Source organism: Gallaecimonas xiamenensis 3-C-1, assembly GCF_000299915.1.
GTDB lineage: Bacteria > Pseudomonadota > Gammaproteobacteria > Enterobacterales > Gallaecimonadaceae > Gallaecimonas > Gallaecimonas xiamenensis.
Map to the genome: position 1 here is coordinate 82049 of NZ_AMRI01000008.1, position 13795 is coordinate 95843.

The following is a 13795-nucleotide window of genomic DNA, read 5'->3' on the forward strand; positions in this document are numbered from 1 at the left end:
GCCATAAAAAAAGCCGCCCTAGGGCGGCTTTTTTAGGCTTTGGCAGCAAGGAGCTGCACCAACTCGTATTCCAGGTAGTCTGCCAAGCCCAGCCAGTCCTGGCGTTCTTGGCATTGCAGGATGAGGGTCATGATGGCATTGAGGGTTTGTTGCTGCTGCGGCTCAGCAGGCGCAAAGTCCCCTGCCAGGGCGCCAAGGAGCTCCACCATGTCCAGGGCCGCCTCGGTATTGAGCCCGAGGCGAAAGCGGTGTGCCAGGGCAATGGCCTGCTGGCGATAAGTGTCCATGGTCGCCATCAGTCCAGCCACTCCGGCGCATAGCTGGTGCCGGCAATGGGCGAGCCTTCCCTACTGGTATTGAAAAACTGCACCTGGGGATGCTTGGCAATATAGCGCTCCAGCTCCACCAGGTAGCTTTTGAAGTTACGCAGGGTCGCCACCTTTTCCCCATGGCCGTTGAGGGTCCACTCCTGGGTCTGGGTGTGGTCGGGGCCTATCTCCCCATCCGCCCAGCCGCTGTGGGTCCGGTTTTTGATGTAGGCAAAGTCGGCGCCAAAGAGCACCACCTTGCCGGCGCCCATCTTTACCGCCAGATCCACCGCCGGGTGAATGACACTGCCGGCAGTATGCAAGGCACCCTCATCACGGCCCAGGTGTTCCCGGACTTTCAGCTGCATGGGGCTGGTGCCCACAGCGCTATACCTTGGCCCTTGCCAGGCGTCCAACAGGGTGGGGTTTGACAGCGGAAAGTAGACCAGCTTTAACGAAGCGGGCCTGTCCTTGGGAAAGTAGTCGCCGCTGATGCGATGGTCCTGGGTCACCACCAAGTCGGGGACTATACCCGCAGCCAAAAGGGCTTTTAGGGCCGTATCGACAGCGATCAACAACGGCGCCTGGGGTTTGGCCTTGGCCGCCTTGATGCGGGGCAGCTGAAAACTCAAGGAAGGGCCCGTTGCCGCCACCCAGATCTCCCGCCCGGCACTCAAGGGGGCAAAGAGCGATGCAACATTGGCATCGTCAGCCAGCCTGGTGCCATTACTGTCGGCCACCGCCAACATGGCGGGCAGTTCGTCGATAAACTTCTGGTTTACAAAGGTGCTGTCCAGCTCACTGACCAGCCGTTCGCGGATCTTGACGTTATTGGGACTGGCTAACACCAACTCTGACGGATAACAGGCAAAGCCGCCATGGATATCCCCTTCATTGGCGGCAATATCCAGTTGCACCCGACTGTCTCTAAGCCAAGGGGTCTGGTCGGAGACCTGCAATACCAATAAGAACAGGGCCTCGTTAAGAATATGCACCTTCAGGGACTGGGTCTGGCTTCTTGCCAGCAAATGCAGCTGCACATCACCAAGGCCGCAGCCGTATAGGTGCAAAGCCGATTGCGCCGGTTTGATTTGGCCGGCAATCACCTGGGCCTCGGCCTGGCGGCCATGACGGCTGGTGAGCTGCACCCCGTCAATCTTTAGGGTACCTTCCAAGCCTTCGGCGATGTCCACCGCCCCCAGGGGATATTGGCAGGCCACCTCGGTCAGGCGCTGGAGCAATTGCGGCCAACGCTTTTCTAAGGCCGCCACATTGGCGGCGTAAAACTCACTCATCACTGACCTGCTAGCTGTTCCAGTTGTCGCCGAAGGACGCCAAGGCAATGGGGTCGACGATGCGATAATGGCGGCGATAATGGGCCGGTATCGCCTTGAACAGCGCCATGTAGTGACCTTTAGCCTTGTTGAAGTCGGTCAGCGCCCTGTCGGTGTCGACCGGGGCATAGGCGATACGGCACAGCACCGACTGGTAATAGTTCATGCTGCCTTCGAAAATTTCGGCCAGATGGAATCGACCTTGGTTGCTCCAGGCAATCAGCTGGGCAAATACGGCGTCCATCATGTTTCCGGCCTGTTCGCGGCTGGTGACATCGTGGTCAAGGATGGCCAACAAGGTATCGATGGCTTCATCGATAACCTCTGGGGCAAAGAGCTGCCAATAGGGCGCGGCAAAACGCTGGCTCTGGTTATCCTCGGCCGCAGCCTGGTAAAGACCGTCAACCAAGCTTGCCTTGTCCAGCACCACAGTCGGAACCTTGTCACCTAATTGGCAACTCTCGGCACCTTCAATCAGGGCGCCCTCACCGAAGTTGTAACAGTTAAGCTCCGGCATCACCTTGAGCAGGCCTTCGATGCGGCGGCGAGACAGGTTGAATATGGGGTTGGTGGCCACTTGGCCGCCTCTATTACCGGCAACAAGCATTTCGTCATTGGTGGTGAAAATGCCCTTATCCTGCCCTTTTTCATTAAAATAGAAGCTGTTCTTGGAGTGGTGCTCGCCACTGGGATAGCCCAGGTCGACCCCAAAAAGGTAGAAATTCCTAAAGCCCATGGCCGACAACATCCTAAGGCCGGTGTTGGTGACCGTCGGGTTCAGGAAGTTGGCCACTTCGAAGTGCACTTTAAAGCCCTCCAGCTCCATCAATGCAGCAGAACTTGCCTCGCGGGACTTGGGCACCATCAGGCCGCGGCCAAATCGCTTAAACACCTCTGGCGTAACAGACCCGGGAGCCATAACATTCAGTTTGGCAAGGAGTTCCGGCTGACCGATATTGTCGAGCAGATCGGCAACGATATTGAGCCGCTCCTGCTCACAATGGATGTCCGGGGTGATGCCGTACTTCACCAGGGAGCGCAGGGAGGAGCCGCCGGAGACAATAAGGGCCTTGTCCTGGTGCTGGCGGATGAAGTCGATGGCTTTATCTAGAGACGGGCCGTTGGCACAAACAAAGACCGGTACCTCGGCAAGCGCTTGCGGGGCTTGGGTACGCAGCAGGGGAACATTGTTATCCAGATTCAAGCCCTGGTGAGCTATGGCAATAACAGCGTCATCATAAAAACCCCAGCCACTGACCAGTTCGAAATAGCGTTCCTTGTACTTACTGATAAGGGATTCCAGCTCGGGGGTCAGGTAATGCACATAGGTGTAGGCTAAAGCGGCCTTATAGTAGCCACGCTTTTCACCAAGCTTGAGTATCTCGTCAAAGGCTTCGGAGGCCCCATCACCCAGGTTAAAATGCAGGCTGCCACCCCGGGCATCGATAAGGGGCAGCAGGTGGAACCAGGCGGTGACAAAGAGGCTGGCGTAAAACAGATCAAGGTCCGGTTCGATAACGTGCAGTTCACGGATCTGGTGGTTATTGACCAGCAGCTCGGTATGAAAACCCAGGCCAGCACCGAACAATAGCACCTGTCCCAACTGCGCCGGCAGCTCTCCACTGGCATCGCCGCTCAGCGACCTTTCAATTTTTACCAGTTCATTGAGGTGCTCAACGTGGATGAAGGACATCCGGTTGACTTCATCTATCTCCAGCCGGCCATGGGTGGAGTGAGGGTTTTCTAGAAATTCGTTGTACTGGGAGAGAGCGTAGAGGAAGCTGTCATCCGCGTAGATATGGCGGCGCTGCTGGGCATCGAAAATATTGGGGCGGCCGTTGACCACATCAATAAAATAGCGCTTGGGTTTGTAGCTTTGAAAAAAGCGGGCCAGGTCGGGGAAGTAGTGCTCGAGGCATTGCAGGTTGGCCCGGAAATGAGCCACCAGGTAATCATCATCAAAGCCAATCAGAGATAGGCTGTTGGCCAATTGCTGACGCGCTTGCTCCTGGCGCGCCAAAGCCGCCAGGGCGTCTTCGGCCTGGCTTATTCCGGCTTGGTTGTTCATGTTCAACCCTTTTGCTTGGCAATGCTGTGGTAGCTGCTAACGGCGCTGCTGGCTTTACTTTGATGCAATCTTGCCTTGGCAAGGCGCTCCTTTTCATCCAGCACAGCGACGAGGGAACGGCTGTCATCGGCGAGGATCTGCCTGGCAAGGGCTTCAAAACGTGCTTCCTCGCCAGCAATGCCACCGGCCAGCAGGGTTTCTAAAGCCTGTTGCCGGGTGGAGAGGGCTGCCACCAGGGCATCTCCCTCAGCCTCCGACTGGCTTGCCAGCACCTCTTGGTGTGCCGCCAATACCGCCTGATAGCGGGCCTCAAAACCGCTCATGGGGATTTGGAGGCCGCTTTTTGCTGAATGAGATTAAGGCCTTCCTGCTTTTGCGCCTCCGGCATGTCTCGCCAGGCGTCACGCAACGGTAGGAAGAGTTTGATGAGGTGGTCTAACTGTTCGACATCCCGCCCCGCACTGGCTTCGATAAGCCCCTGGGTCATGACATCGTAAAACGCAGAAAAGTTCTTTGATGCCTCGGGGGCGGACTCGGTGTCTAGAACCCCCTGCAGGCCGCTGATAAGCCCTATGGCTTTATCGATGGCTTGGCTCTTACCCGGGATGTCATTGCGCTCTAAACAGCCTTTGGCAACGGCTATCTTTTCCAGCACACCGTCCATCAGCATCAAGATCACTTGGTGTGGGTTGGCGTTTAAAAGGCGCGCATTGCGGTCCGCGCCTTGATACTGCTTCATGTTCATCCGCATGATGAACCCCCTTCATCGGTTAAGCTCGTTACGACTTATTGCTTGACACCGAAGGTAAGGATTTGAGCGCATTGGTCAGGTAGTCACCGGTAGATTGATACTGGGCCACTATCTGGTCAAGGGCGTTGAAACGGGCACGCATGGTGGCTTCGTAGTTACTCAGCCGCGTTTCCAGATCCTCACGCTGCTTGGTGATGTCCTTGAGTGTATCGTTCAGTGAGGTTTGCCGTTGGGCAATGGCACCGTCGGACTCAAGGTAAGTGTCAAGGACACCGTCCAGCTTCGTTGCAAGCCCATCACTCCCTGCAAAAAGCTGGCCAAGCTGAGTAAAGTTATTATTGATGGCGTCGGTCAAACGCTCTTCACCGCTAGGGCCAGAACCGATGCCGTAGGAGAGGATCTCCATCTTCCCTGAATTATCAAAGGTGATACCAGCTTGATAAAGAGAATCCATGCCGCCGGAGAGGGAAGCCACTGAGCCACTCAACATGCCTTGTGCCTGTTGCTTAAGGTTGCGCACCAGGGGGTCGAAGGCCAGGGAACCACCGGCCACTGAATCGTCGCTGTCGCCGCCACTACCGGGGGCGCTCAGGGCATCGAGAGAACTGCGAAGGGCGTTGTAGCCATCTACGAACTCTTTAATAAGGTCGGTCAAGCCCTCTACATCACGGCTGACATCCAGGGTATTGGGCCCTGTGGTTTCCTTTTTGGCCGTGATACTGACACCTTCAATAGCATTGCTGAAGGTGTTGGTATCGCTGCTGATGGTCGCGCCATCAACAGTGATAATGGCGTCCTGGGCGCTTTGCTGGACATTCAGCCCGGTGGACAGGTCCGCCAGGGAAGCGTCACCACTGTAGGACACCGTCATATTATTGGCGGCGCCAGTTTTGCTGGACGTCAGGGTCAGCTGCGCACCGCTGTCGCTGTTGATAATGTTGGCACTGACCCCTAAGGCGCCACCGGCATCATTGATCTTTTGGCGAATGGTAGAGAGGGTGTCACCAGCATCGACGGTGATATCCAGGGTGTCACCACCCACGTCAAAGCTCAGGGTACCTGCACCGAAAGTGGTGCTGGCGCCGCCAGCCAAGGTATTGGAAGACAGGCGGGTGCCTTTGGCCAGTTGCTGCACTTCCACCTGGAAGTTACCGGCACTGGCATTCTGGGTATCGACACTGAACGCATCGCTATCAGGACCCGAGATATTGATGCTGGTTTTGTCAAAAGAGGCAGGGTCAGCCAGCTTTTTAAGGATGGTTTGGAAGGAGGACAGGGCCGACTTCAACTGGCCGACACCAGAAAGCTGGGCTTTGGTTAAATCTTCCTTGCTGTTGAGCAGAGCCTCTTTGGGCGCCTTCTCCGCATTGACGTAGACTGCAATCAAGTCTTCCAGCTGAAGACCGGAACCTATACCGGCATTGGAAATAACAGCCATCGCTATGCCTCCTTCACTTAAGGGTTAATCAGACATTCTTATCAAGAAGCATGCCCATTTGCAGACCCAGCTCGGAACGCAATTCTTTAACGCGTTCAGCTGTTTTCAGTACTTCTTCGGCGGGGATCTGCCTTATCACCTCGTCGGTCTGGGTATCAACAACCTTGACGACCAAGTGGCCTGACGAATCATCAGTGGAAAAATTCAGGTTATGGCTGCGCAAATTGACGAAATCGGCAAGGGTTTGCACGGCCTCGGACAGGTTCTGCCCGGTTTTCTCTGTGGCGTTAGGGGCCGGCTCTTCTTTGACTTGAGCCTGCAACTTGGTGTCAGCTGCTACTTTGGCGCTGCTGATCCCAAGGTTATCCCCAGAGAGGTTGGAATACAGTGAAGTTACGTCGCTCATGACCAGCTCCTATGGCACCACAGAAGGATGGTGCCTGACGGCACCATCCTGTCACTTATCACCCTAAGGCAATTAGCCCAGCAGGGACAGAGCGATCTGCGGCTGTTGGTTAGCCTGGCTCAGCATGGAGCTGGCAGCCTGCTGCAGTACGCTGTTACGGGCCAGGGTAGCGGTCTCGGCAGCGTAGTCAGCGTCAGTGATACGTGAACGAGAGGCACTCAGGTTCTGAGCAGTGTTTTCCTGAGAGCGGATAACAGAGCTGAAACGGTTCTGAGTGGCACCCAGGTCGGCACGGATGCTGTTGACGGTACCCAAAGCGGCATCCAGCTTATCAATTGCTGTCTGGGCAGTGGCAAAAGTAGCGATGCCGGTAGTCAAGTCACCGCCAACACCAGCTGCGCTCAGGGCACCACTGATTTTAACGTTGATCAACTGGCCAGCGTTGGCACCGATCTGGAAGTCTTCACTGTAGGTATTGTTCAGCAGTTTAACGCCACCGAATTCGGTATCAGTAACGATACGATCCAGTTCGGTGGTCAGCTTTGAATACTCTGCGTTCAAAGCAGTACGGTCAGCGGTGGTGTTGGAACCGTTGGAGGATTGCACCGCCAGGGTACGCATACGCTGCAGCAGGTTGGAGTACTCGTCCAGGGCGCCTTCAGCGGTCTGGGACAGGGAGATACCGTCGTTGGCGTTACGGGCGCCTTGGTTCAGACCGTTGATCTGAGCGGTCAGACGGCTGGAGATTTGCAGGCCAGCAGCGTCGTCTTTGGCGCTGTTGATACGCAGACCAGAGGACAGACGCTCGTAGCTGGTGCCCAGCTCGTTGGTGGAGCGGGACATTACACGTTGGGAGTTCAAAGACGCAACGTTAGTGTTTACATACAGAGCCATTGTGGAGTCTCCTATTGAATTAAGGCGTGGTGACTTGGTTAATCAACCCTGGCTCACCGCTCGCCACTCATTTTGCTCAGACTCTGTATCGCCGCGCCGAAACAAAACTTTTAGAAGTTTTGGTTATATAAATAGTTTTTTTAATAGAAAAACTCATGGAAACGTCCAGCAGCCAAAGGACGTCGGTCAACACGGTGACGCCACACTCCGCTATTTTATTGGCCTCCGCAGCACAGTGGCGCCTCACTCCCGCTTAGCCCACTGCCACAAGGGTCCCACCCCAAAACCTGGTTAAAATTTGACCTTTTCGACATTTTTCCCGGCTATTTTTCCTAAAGGGAGCTGCTTCAGGTAACGGGAGTAGCAGCGCATAAAATAAAGGCCGCCCAAAGGGCGGCCTTTTTGCCAGACGCTGGTAGCCGTTAGCCTTGCAGCAATGACAAGGCTATCTGCGGCTGCTGGTTGGCTTGGCTCAGCATGGAACTGGCGGCCTGTTGCAGCACGGTGTTTCGGGCCAGGGTTGCCGTTTCCGCCGCATAGTCGGCATCGGTGATGCGGGAGCGGGATGCGGTCAGGTTCTGGGCGGTGTTTTCCTGGGAGCGGATCACCGAGCTGAAACGGTTCTGGGTAGCACCCAGATCAGAACGAATGGAGTTGACCGACTCCAACGCCAGGTCCACTTTGCCGATGGTGCTCTGAGCATTGGTAAAAGTGGCAATGCCGCCACCCAGACCACCTGCACCGCCAACCTGGCCGGACGAGAAGTTCTGGGAAATAGACACACTGATGGTTTGCCCGGCGTTGGCGCCGATCTGGAACTGTTCGCTGTAAGAACCGTTGAGCAGCTTCACGCCGCCAAATTCACTGTCATTGGCGATACGATCGAGTTCAGACACCAGCTTGGTGTACTCGGCGTTCAGGGCTGTCCTGTCTGCCGTGGTATTGGAACCGTTGGATGATTGCACCGCCAGGGTACGCATACGCTGCAGTATATTGCTGTATTCATCCAAGGCACCTTCTGCGGTTTGGGCCAGGGAGATACCGTCGTTGGCGTTGCGAGCCCCTTGGTTCAGACCGTTGATCTGAGCGGTCAAGCGGCTGGAAATTTGCAGGCCTGCGGCGTCATCTTTGGCGCTATTGATCCGCAGGCCTGAAGACAGGCGTTCATAACTGGTGCCGAGCTCGTTGGTGGAACGTGACATCACTCGTTGCGAGTTCAATGAGGCCACGTTGGTATTCACGTACAGTGCCATGATCCTCTCCTTCCAAGAAAGATGATTTCAAGTGACGCGCAACGAGGTGCGCTACACCCGTAACACTGCAACGAGCGTGCCAGTTATCTTACATAGTCGAAAAGGGTCAAAGAATTGACGACTTGGAAGCCAGAGTAAGCGGCTTGCATCACGGTTTGCTGCTGAGCCAGCTTGGAAACCGTCTCGGCGATGTCCACTTCGGCGATATCGGCACGGTTAGACTGCAATACCACGTCCATGGCCTCACTGCTGGAGCTGAGGTTATCCAGCACATTGACCCTGCCACCGATGATCCCCTGGGCGGAAACCACGCTGTTGTAGGTATTCTCGGCAAGACTTTGGATATAAGCGGCATCTTCTTGCCGCTGCTGCAAAGTCCGGCTGGGGTCGGACAACTGGGCTGCGTAGGTGGTCAAGCCGTCGAGGATATTGTCACGAACCGGCGCATCCAAGGTGATATCGGCACTGGCACCGGCGGCACCGTCCAGGGTGATATCCAGACCGTTGAAGTCGATGGGTTCACCCGGCACATAGTTGCCGCTAGCCAGCACGGTGCCGCCGCTGTCGGTTATCTGATAGGTATCAGGGGCGCCGGCGGCGGTGGTCACACTGAAAGTATTGCCTGCCGGGTTATTGGGATCGTAGTTGGCCCGGTAGAAGGCATCGAAACCTCCTTCGTCTCTGACCCCTGTTGTCACAGTGCCGGCGCCGGCAGTCAGGGTGCCGGTAGCCCCCAATGAAGGATCCAGGTTGTCGAACAGATCAAAGCCGGGGAAGTTGGCATTGATGGTAAAGCCTTGGGAAACCTGGATATTCTGGCGCCCTTGGTCACCCTGATAAACATACTGCCCCGCTATCTTCTGGTAGGGCGCCGTTTTGCCGGCATTGCCCGAGAAGATGTAGTCGCCGTTGGCGTCCTGGGTGTTCATCAGATCCTGTAGGTGGTCACGGATCCCCAGCAGTTCGGAGGCCAGAGCCTCCCTCTCGTCAGGGCCGTTCACACCGTTTTGGGCCTGGACCATCAGGGTCCTGGCCTTGGCCAAGGCATCGGTCATGCTCGACAGGGATGTTTCGGCGATACCGAAGCGGGACTTGAGGTTGTCGCCGTTCTTACGAAACTGCTCGGACAGGCCAAGCTGTTCGGTCAGCCGCAATACGGTGCCGGCCCCGGCCGGGTCGTCGGCCGGCTGCAGAATGCGTTGCTGGGTACTGGCCTGGTCGCGCAGCCTGACCAACAACTCCTGGGTACTGAGGATGTTGTTCAGGCCTGACTGGTAAATCATGTTGGTCGAAATACGCATGGCGTTACCCTATGGCTTGCAGCAGGTTGTCGAAGACGTTCTGGGCGGTAGACAAAATCCGCGCCGTGGCTGAGTAGGCTTGCTGGAACTGAATGAGGTTGGCCGCCTCTTCGTCCAGGTTAACCCCGGCGACCGCCTGCAGGCGGCCTTGGCTCTCGTCATGAAGGGCCTGGGCCGCTTCCTGTTTGACGCGCATGGCACCGGTTTTGTCACCCACATTGCTGACCAGGCTGGAAAAGGCGGTGGTCAGGCTCTCGCCGATAACGGTTGTGGCGCCGGCTTCGTTCTGACGAACGATCTCCGCCGTCTGCAACTGGGCCAGCTTCAGGCCGTTATTGTTGTCCGACTTGGCGGTCATGGCGCCGGTAGCGCTGTCGAGGTTCACCCCCAGGGTGAACTCATCCCCCGCCGCCGGCGTTCCAGACAGCTTGATGGAGAAGCCGTAATCCAGAGGCGGCTCTGGAATGGGGGTTTCCGAGTCAAAGTTGGTGGGCCCGCCGATGGCGGTACCGCCCTGGTCATAGAGTTGGTACTGGGTATCGCTCAAAAAGACGATACGGCCAGGGGCAGTGGCGTCCAGGGCCACCGGCGAGGTGGTGGCAAAGCCGGAGGTGGCCGGGTCGACGTTGGTAACATCGATGCTGGAAACCGTGGCGCTACCCAAGTTGCTGGCATTCTTATTGACCGCGATAGGAGAGGCCAGGGCCAGCTCCTCGGGGCGGTCCATGGCCATATCCATCAGGTTGATGGCATCCCGGGTGGGGTGCAAGACAAAGGTGTCGCCGGCGGCAAAAGCCCCGGGCGGGGTAGCGGCGCTAAAATCGATTTGCAACCCGTCCACATTGGCAGGGGCCGGCAAGGTACCGGTCGCCAGGGTGCCGGTCACTTTGCCGCTGCTGTCCAGGGCCTGGACTTCGTAGTCGGTGGCCGTGGTAAAGACAATTTGATAGTCCTGATCGGTCAGCTGGGTACCGTCGGTGACCTGCGCCGTCACCAAGTGGTCGGCACTGGAATTGTCCTTCATGCCAAAGGCGGTCAGGGTCGGCAGCTTGAAGATATCACCGCCTAGGTTGCCGTTGAGATCCAAACCCAGGTTGTTCTGCTTGTTAAACGCATCGGCCATGGCCAGGGCCATCTGCCCCAGTTGGCGCTGGGCTGGCTCCAGCACGTCTTGGCGGAAACTGCCAAGGCCACCCAGTTTGCCGCCCACATCGGCCACTTTTTGCTCGAAGGTCTGGGTACCCAGGGTCACCGACATTTCCAGGCGGCGGGTCTCTGGGTCACCGGCGGACACCTGCACGGTAGAGCGGCTATCGGGCAGCACCAGGGCCATACCGTTGGCCATGGTTACGTTAACTGCGTCCCCGGTGGACTGGGTAACCTGGATGTCCATCAGCTCGGACAGCTGGCTGATGTACTCATCGCGTTGATCCAGCAAGGTGGAGCGCTGACTGCCGTTCTGGGTATTGCCTACCGCTGCCAACTGCTGGTTGATACCGAAAATACTGCCGATAAGGCCATTGGCCTTCTCGCTATAGGAGGTCAGCTGTTGGTTGACTTCTTTTTGCTGCAGCGAGAACTGTTCGGCCTGGCGCTGGTAGTTTTCCAGCATGTTGCCAAAATCGCTCAGCACCAGCTCACGGTTGGAAATGGAGCTGGCTTCATTGTTCATGGTGTTGATGCGCGCAAACAGGTTTTCAATACCTGTACTTAGGCCGTTGCTGGTATCCCCCAACAGCTTGTCGGTGCGATTGGCCTGGGTCAGGTAAGCATCGGCAAATCCCAGGCTGGTGGTGTCTTTACGCAACTGGGCCTGGGCGAACTGGTCCATCATCCGATGCACAGTGACCCTGTCGATCCCCCCCAGCACTTCGGCGGTAAATTCCACCCGCTGGCGCGAATACCCGTCGGTGTTGACGTTGGTGATGTTATTACCGGCAATATTGAGGGCTATCTGGTTGGCATAGATGCCAGATACCCCAATGCGCATCATTTCATTGGACATTACGGCCTTCCCTTACTCATGGCGGGGTGGTCAAGCACCTGGAGGATCTTCTTGGCGTAATCCGGATCCGTGGCGTATCCCGCTCCCTGGAGTTCCTGCAGAAAGCGTGCCGAGTCTTTGGCCCACTTCACTGCCTCTTGATAACGAGGCGACTCTTTCAGCAGCTGGATGTAGTCACTGAAACTGGCTTCGGGGCTGTCATAAGCCCTAAATTGTGCCACTTCGCGCTTGGGAGTAAGACCCTCGTATTCCAGGGTGGTAGCGGTAACCTTGTCCCCGTCCCACTGGCTGCCGGCCTTGATGTTAAAGAGGTTAAGGCTGCTCTTGCCGCCCTCCCCTTTCAGCACTTTCTGGCCCCAGCCGGTTTCCAGGGCCGCCTGGGCCACCAATACCATGGGATTGACGCCAATGGCGGAGGCCGCTTGCCGCGCATAGGGCAACAGGCTGCCCACAAAGGCGCTGGGGCTATCGAAACTGATGCCGCCCTGGCCTTCACCATCCGCCAACGGCGCTGGCTCTTCGGCGCTGGCCTTGGCAATGGTTGGGGCCGGCGGCGCACTTTTGCCGCCCGTCTTTGCCGCTGTCACAGCGGTACCCATCTCGACAGAACTGACCTGGCGGCTGACACCTATGGCGGAGGCCGGCATCAGGGTCTTGCCGTCGGGTTTGAGCTGCTGGGCAATGATTTCCGCCAGGCCAAGGCCGCCTTTATTGGCGATTTCCAGGGCCATTTGCTGGTCCTGCATATCCCGGTAGAAATTCATACTGGAGGTGTTGAAGGGGCTGTTTTTTTCGAAAACGGCATTGGCGTCGCGCATGCTTTTAAGCAGTTGGCGGACAAAGATGGACTCGAACTGCTTGGCCGTTTCCAGCAGGGCCTTGTCGTCCTGCTTTTGGGCCCCCTGGCGGAGCTTGTCCAGCCCCGCCAGGTCGGTAAATAACGGCGTGTTCATATCACGATCAACTCCCCGGACAGGGCCCCTGCCTGTTTGAGGGCCTCAAGGATAGCCATGACATCGGAAGGAGCCGCCCCCACTTGGTTGACCGCTCTGACCAGGTCCTGCAGGGTCACACCGGGGTCGAAATAAAACATCCGCGCCTGGCTCTCGGTGACTTCCACGTTGGAGTTGGGGGTCACCACCGTCTGTCCCTGGCCAAAGGCGTTGGGCTGGCTCACCTGCGGGTTCTCGGTGATGGTGATGGTCAAACCGCCATGGGTGATGGCAGCCGGCTTAAGCCGCACTTCCGAACCCACCACTATGGTACCGGTACGGGAATTGACGATGACCTTGGCCGACTCGGTAGCCGGGTCGAAGGTCAGGTTTTCCAGGGTAGAGAGGTAGCTGACCCGCTGGTCCACATCCCTGGGGGCCCGCACCTGTACGGACGCCCCGTCCAGGGCCTGGGCCACCCCAGGCCCCAACAGATCGTTGATGGCATCTTCCATGCGCTTGGCGGTGGTGAAATCGGCACGGTGCAGGTTAAAAGTGATGAAGTCGGAGTGGGCAAAGGGCGATGCCACTTCACGCTCTACTATGGCCCCGCCCGGGATGCGGCCAGCGGTGGGGGTGTTGCCGACTATCTTGGAGCCGTCGGCCCCTTCGGCGCTAAAACCCGACACCACCAGGTTGCCCTGGCCCAGAGCATAGATCTGGCCGTCTACGCCTTTGAGGAAGGTTTGCAGCAAGGTGCCGCCACGCAGGCTCTTGGCCGAGCCTACCGATGACACTGTGATGTCGATCTGTTGGCCGGGCTTGGCAAAGGGCGGCAAGGTGGCGCTGACTGCTACCGCCGCCACGTTCTTGATATTGGGACGGCGACCGGACGGCAACTGGATGCCGAAGTTGCGCAGCATGGAGGCAAAGGACTGTTCGGTGAAAGGGCTCTGCTCACCGGTACCGGGCAAGCCCACCACCAGGCCGTAGCCCACCAGTTGGTTATCCCGCACCCCGGCCACAGACGCCACGTCCTTGATCCGTTCGGCCTGCACCGAAGCGGTCAGCAACAGAGCCAAAAACCACAGGCGTTTCATGGCGA

The 13795-nt window shown here is 57.3% G+C and carries 13 protein-coding genes; all 13 read right to left on the minus strand.

Annotated elements, in window-relative coordinates; all coding sequences use genetic code 11:
- Positions 1 to 32: 32 nt before the first annotated feature.
- Positions 33 to 296 (minus strand): hypothetical protein, encoded by a 264-nt coding sequence (locus tag B3C1_RS07165; RefSeq protein ID WP_008483868.1) that lies wholly within the window; start codon positions 294 to 296, stop codon positions 33 to 35.
- Complete coding sequence (locus B3C1_RS07170; protein WP_008483870.1) at positions 296 to 1603, minus strand: motility associated factor glycosyltransferase family protein; 1308 nt, start codon at positions 1601 to 1603, stop codon at positions 296 to 298. The genes B3C1_RS07165 and B3C1_RS07170 overlap by 1 nt, the downstream gene beginning before the upstream one ends.
- 10 nt (positions 1604 to 1613) lie before the next feature.
- Positions 1614 to 3710 (minus strand): motility associated factor glycosyltransferase family protein, encoded by a 2097-nt coding sequence (locus B3C1_RS07175; protein ID WP_008483872.1) that lies wholly within the window; start codon positions 3708 to 3710, stop codon positions 1614 to 1616.
- A 2-nt stretch (positions 3711 to 3712) separates the two neighbouring features.
- Positions 3713 to 4033 carry a hypothetical protein gene (locus B3C1_RS07180; protein ID WP_008483875.1) on the minus strand — a complete coding sequence of 107 codons (321 nt, stop codon included), beginning with the start codon at positions 4031 to 4033 and terminating at the stop codon, positions 3713 to 3715.
- A complete protein-coding gene (gene fliS / locus B3C1_RS07185) occupies positions 4030 to 4461 on the minus strand; it encodes a flagellar export chaperone FliS (protein ID WP_008483877.1) in 432 nt (143 codons plus the stop codon). Before fliS ends, B3C1_RS07180 begins: the two co-directional genes overlap by 4 nt.
- 28 nt (positions 4462 to 4489) lie before the next feature.
- Positions 4490 to 5899 (minus strand): flagellar filament capping protein FliD, encoded by a 1410-nt coding sequence (fliD, locus tag B3C1_RS07190; protein ID WP_008483878.1) that lies wholly within the window; start codon positions 5897 to 5899, stop codon positions 4490 to 4492.
- A gap of 28 nt (positions 5900 to 5927) precedes the next feature.
- On the minus strand, positions 5928 to 6305 hold the full coding sequence (locus tag B3C1_RS19320) for a flagellar protein FlaG (protein ID WP_008483879.1): 378 nt from the start codon (positions 6303 to 6305) through the stop codon (positions 5928 to 5930).
- Between the two features lie 72 nt (positions 6306 to 6377).
- A complete protein-coding gene (locus B3C1_RS07200) occupies positions 6378 to 7199 on the minus strand; it encodes a flagellin N-terminal helical domain-containing protein (protein ID WP_035481386.1) in 822 nt (273 codons plus the stop codon).
- A gap of 422 nt (positions 7200 to 7621) precedes the next feature.
- Positions 7622 to 8452: a flagellin N-terminal helical domain-containing protein gene (locus B3C1_RS07205; RefSeq protein ID WP_008483881.1), complete on the minus strand. Its 831-nt coding sequence runs from the start codon at positions 8450 to 8452 to the stop codon at positions 7622 to 7624.
- 83 nt (positions 8453 to 8535) lie between these two features.
- The gene (flgL, locus tag B3C1_RS07210) at positions 8536 to 9753 is read right to left on the minus strand and encodes a flagellar hook-associated protein FlgL (RefSeq protein WP_008483882.1); all 1218 of its coding nucleotides are present in this window, start codon (positions 9751 to 9753) and stop codon (positions 8536 to 8538) included.
- Positions 9754 to 9757: 4 nt separating this feature from the next.
- Positions 9758 to 11758, minus strand: coding sequence for a flagellar hook-associated protein FlgK (flgK, locus tag B3C1_RS07215; RefSeq protein WP_008483883.1), 2001 nt, complete (start codon positions 11756 to 11758; stop codon positions 9758 to 9760).
- Complete coding sequence (flgJ, locus tag B3C1_RS07220; protein WP_008483885.1) at positions 11758 to 12711, minus strand: flagellar assembly peptidoglycan hydrolase FlgJ; 954 nt, start codon at positions 12709 to 12711, stop codon at positions 11758 to 11760. The genes flgK and flgJ overlap by 1 nt, the downstream gene beginning before the upstream one ends.
- A complete protein-coding gene (locus tag B3C1_RS07225; protein WP_008483886.1) occupies positions 12708 to 13790 on the minus strand; it encodes a flagellar basal body P-ring protein FlgI in 1083 nt (360 codons plus the stop codon). The genes flgJ and B3C1_RS07225 overlap by 4 nt, the downstream gene beginning before the upstream one ends.
- Positions 13791 to 13795 lie beyond the last annotated feature (5 nt).

What these genes read in the sequence shown, in the direction of transcription:
- B3C1_RS07205 (WP_008483881.1), bottom strand. Translation starts at nt 8,452, where the DNA reads ATGGCACTGTACGTGAATACCAACGTGGCCTCATTGAACTCGCAACGA.
- flgK (WP_008483883.1), bottom strand. Translation starts at nt 11,758, where the DNA reads ATGTCCAATGAAATGATGCGCATTGGGGTATCTGGCATCTATGCCAAC.
- B3C1_RS07180 (WP_008483875.1), bottom strand. Translation starts at nt 4,033, where the DNA reads ATGAGCGGTTTTGAGGCCCGCTATCAGGCGGTATTGGCGGCACACCAA.
- B3C1_RS19320 (WP_008483879.1), bottom strand. Translation starts at nt 6,305, where the DNA reads ATGAGCGACGTAACTTCACTGTATTCCAACCTCTCTGGGGATAACCTT.
- B3C1_RS07170 (WP_008483870.1), bottom strand. Translation starts at nt 1,603, where the DNA reads ATGAGTGAGTTTTACGCCGCCAATGTGGCGGCCTTAGAAAAGCGTTGG.
- B3C1_RS07165 (WP_008483868.1), bottom strand. Translation starts at nt 296, where the DNA reads ATGGCGACCATGGACACTTATCGCCAGCAGGCCATTGCCCTGGCACAC.
- fliD (WP_008483878.1), bottom strand. Translation starts at nt 5,899, where the DNA reads ATGGCTGTTATTTCCAATGCCGGTATAGGTTCCGGTCTTCAGCTGGAA.
- B3C1_RS07225 (WP_008483886.1), bottom strand. Translation starts at nt 13,790, where the DNA reads ATGAAACGCCTGTGGTTTTTGGCTCTGTTGCTGACCGCTTCGGTGCAG.
- B3C1_RS07200 (WP_035481386.1), bottom strand. Translation starts at nt 7,199, where the DNA reads ATGGCTCTGTATGTAAACACTAACGTTGCGTCTTTGAACTCCCAACGT.
- flgJ (WP_008483885.1), bottom strand. Translation starts at nt 12,711, where the DNA reads ATGAACACGCCGTTATTTACCGACCTGGCGGGGCTGGACAAGCTCCGC.
- flgL (WP_008483882.1), bottom strand. Translation starts at nt 9,753, where the DNA reads ATGCGTATTTCGACCAACATGATTTACCAGTCAGGCCTGAACAACATC.
- B3C1_RS07175 (WP_008483872.1), bottom strand. Translation starts at nt 3,710, where the DNA reads ATGAACAACCAAGCCGGAATAAGCCAGGCCGAAGACGCCCTGGCGGCT.
- fliS (WP_008483877.1), bottom strand. Translation starts at nt 4,461, where the DNA reads ATGCGGATGAACATGAAGCAGTATCAAGGCGCGGACCGCAATGCGCGC.